6 protein-coding genes are annotated in these 3,000 nt (G+C 44.4%); 1 reads left to right on the top strand and 5 read right to left on the bottom strand.

Annotated elements, in window-relative coordinates:
- Positions 1-887, top strand: an 887-nt coding sequence (locus tag LD39_RS16070; RefSeq protein ID WP_035549662.1) for a nuclease-related domain-containing protein, incomplete at its 5' end; no start/stop codon positions are given.
- Here the strand turns inward: LD39_RS16070 and LD39_RS22780 are convergent.
- From LD39_RS22780 to LD39_RS16085, 5 genes are all read right to left on the bottom strand, one after another.
- A complete protein-coding gene (locus tag LD39_RS22780; RefSeq protein WP_156112676.1) occupies positions 864-1,052 on the bottom strand; it encodes a hypothetical protein in 189 nt (62 codons plus the stop codon). The genes LD39_RS16070 and LD39_RS22780 overlap by 24 nt on opposite strands.
- Positions 1,053-1,088: 36 nt before the next feature.
- Entirely contained in the window at positions 1,089-1,256 is a 168-nt protein-coding gene (locus LD39_RS22785) for a hypothetical protein (protein ID WP_156112677.1), read from the bottom strand.
- Between the two features lie 147 nt (positions 1,257-1,403).
- The gene (dhaM, locus tag LD39_RS16075; protein ID WP_035549664.1) at positions 1,404-1,784 is read right to left on the bottom strand and encodes a dihydroxyacetone kinase phosphoryl donor subunit DhaM; all 381 of its coding nucleotides are present in this window, start codon (positions 1,782-1,784) and stop codon (positions 1,404-1,406) included.
- Between the two features lie 6 nt (positions 1,785-1,790).
- Positions 1,791-2,405, bottom strand: coding sequence for a dihydroxyacetone kinase subunit DhaL (dhaL, locus tag LD39_RS16080; protein ID WP_035549667.1), 615 nt, complete (start codon positions 2,403-2,405; stop codon positions 1,791-1,793).
- Positions 2,406-2,416: 11 nt separating this feature from the next.
- A partial coding sequence (locus tag LD39_RS16085) for a dihydroxyacetone kinase subunit DhaK (protein ID WP_035549670.1) occupies positions 2,417-3,000 on the bottom strand: 584 nt, incomplete at its 5' end.

Consider the following 3,000-nt stretch of genomic DNA (forward strand, 5'->3'; position numbering starts at 1 on the left):
ATCCCAATTATTTAAAGCTGAAAGAAAAATTGGCCAAAGAATTAGCTGGATACAAAGGAGAATTAGCCCTCATCTATCCTCTGTCCTTTCTCCCTGATGACTACCACATTTTCCACGATATCCGGCTAAACGACGGCACCCACTTTTTCCAAAATGATAACATCATCCTAACGAACAAGTGCATATTATTAATCGAAGTGAAGAATCTAGCAGGGACGCTGTATTATGATCAGAAAAACCATCAGCTCACTCGAACCATAGCTAATGATGTGCAAGCGTTTGATAGTCCAGTTACCCAAGTAAGACGTCACAAGCTTCAATTAGAAAAACGGCTTTCCCTTCATAACCTTCCCTCTCCACCCATTCACTGCCTCATCGCCCACAGTCATCCCGACGCTATATTTTCCTCGAATGATCCTTCTTTAGATTTTGTTATCCGCACTTATAACCTTCCTGAAAAAATCACAGAAATCGTGTCCCAATTTCACGAGCCTTTTCTAACTAAGAAGCAATTTGAACAATTATCCTCATCCTTACTCAAGAACCATTGTAGTCATCAATATGACTACGCTTCTAGGTACAAAGTTTCCTCGACGGATATACAAAATGGTGTCCACTGTTCGAATTGTGGCAATAATCCTATGGGACGAAAACATGGAACGTGGCAATGTCAAGAATGCGGTTTTCGGGATGGGAAAGCCCATATAGATGCATTGAAAGACTACTTCCTATTTTTTGGTCCACCTATCTCGAATGGCAGATTAAGAACTTTTTTAAGAATTGGATCGGCAAGTACGGCCAATCGAATACTGAGTTCCCTTCATTTGGAGCATTGCGGTGAAAACCGTGGCAGAATCTATAAATTAAAATTTACTAATTTTGATTAAGCGGTATCCTACCGCCAAGAGTTCGACTAAATGCGCGGTTTGAGCGATTCTTTCTATGCTTTGTGAGATATAGCCTATTTTTCCGTTGATGATTTGCCTCATCTGGGCGATTTCTTCTGGATTTTCGCTGATTCTACGCTCCTGTTGATCGATTTCTAGTCTCACTGTGGCTTACAGTTTAAAGAATATGACTATCCGTCTTCAATTTGGTGCATTACTACTTTGCATGACGCAATCTGCGGTTTGAGCGATTCTTTTCCTGCTTTGAGCGATATAGCCTATTTTTCCGTTGATGATTTGCCTCATCTGAGCGATTCCCTCTGGCGTTTCGCTGATTCTACGCTCCTTTTGATCGATTCCCAGTCTCACGATGGCTTACAGTTTAAAAAATGTGACTATCCGTCTTCATCCCTCACTGTCTCATTCGATTGCTCCCCTCAACAATAGACTGATATTTCACCAGCTTAATCTGCAAAAAAATGGCCATCCAACTAATGGATGACCTCTACGATGTACTTATTCACTTTTCCCAAACTCTTTTTCCAGTGATCCCAAAATCTCCTCAACAGATTTCCCGACACTCGCTTCCACTGCTGCAAGATACGCGCCCTCCAAGATCGGTGCATTAGAAAGATGGACGTTTTCCAGCTCCAGCATTTCGATGGCCATTTCGGCATTCATCTTCGCGCTTCCTAAGTCATAAAAAACGACTGCTCCGCCGTCACCGACATTTTGGATAGCATCCTGGATCCTTTCGAGACTAGTGCCGATTCCTCCATCCTCATTTCCGCCAGCTGTCTGTATTGAAACTTCACCGACAACTTGTTCGAGCAGTAATTGTATTCCTTCGGTTACTTTTTCACTGTGAGAAACAAGGACGATCGCTGCGTTAGACATCAAGCATCACCCTTTCTCCATTGTTTCCGCTAACGCTTCGAACACATAATAAGAAGAGACCGCTCCTGGATCAAGGTGTCCTTTCGAGCGCTCTTTCAAGTAGGCTGCCCGTCCCTTGGTAGCGACCATATCTTTCGTAGATTCCATCGAAGAGTGAGCGACCTCTCTGATTTTTTCGCTGTTCACTTCTGATTCTTCCTTCAGCGAACTCAACAGAGGAGACCAGACGTCAATCATCGTCTTTTCGCCTTCCTCTGCTTTTCCGCGCTGCTTCACTCCATCAACAGCTGCTTCAACCATTTTTACAAAAGTGGCATCATCCACTTCGGCCCCTTTAGCGGCTGTGGCCATTTTCAGAAATACGGTTCCGTACAACGGTCCGGATGCGCCGCCCACTTTGGACATGACGGTTGTAGCAGTTTTTTTCAGTACGTCTGAGACTTCTCCAAATTCTTCATTTGGAAGAACGTTCGCAACCTCCTGAAATCCTCGTGCCATATTGATACCGTGATCACCGTCGCCAATCGCACGGTCAAGCGAGCTCAAATAATCTTTCTGCTCCTGAATTTTCTCATTTACCTTCGTGATCCAGTCTACCGCATGTTCTACTTCGAATTTCATCTGAACTCCTCCTACTTCCGAAATGCCGGGGCTTTTGATGGAGCTTCAAGCAGCTCTTTCAATTCATCGTCCAATTTCAGTACAGTTAATGAGCAGCCAGCCATTTCCAATGACGTCATGTACTCGCCGACAAACGTCTGATAAACCTTGATACCTTGACTGGATAAGATATCTTGTACTTTTCGGTTAAAAACGTACAATTCCATTTCAGGTGTGGCGCCCATGCCATTGACCATGACGGCTACTTCATCCGAATCTGACAACTCCAATTCAGGCAACACTTTTTCTATCAGCTCACCAGCAATTTCATCGACAGAAGCAAGCTTTTTCGTTTCAATTCCTGGCTCACCATGGATTCCAACACCCATTTCCATTTCATCATCCGCAAGCTCAAAACCAGGTTCTCCTGAGGCAGGCATGATACAAGGACTCAAGGCAACGCCCATTGAGCGGACGTTAGCAATGACTTTTTCTGCTACCCCTTTGACTTCTGACAACGATGCGCCGGTATCTGCTTTTGCCCCCGCTAATTTATGAACAAAGATGGTTCCGGCTACACCTCGGCGCCCTGAAGTAAACGAACTGTCTTCCACTG

The organism is Halobacillus sp. BBL2006 (assembly GCF_000786645.1).
Lineage (GTDB): Bacteria > Bacillota > Bacilli > Bacillales > Halobacillaceae > Halobacillus.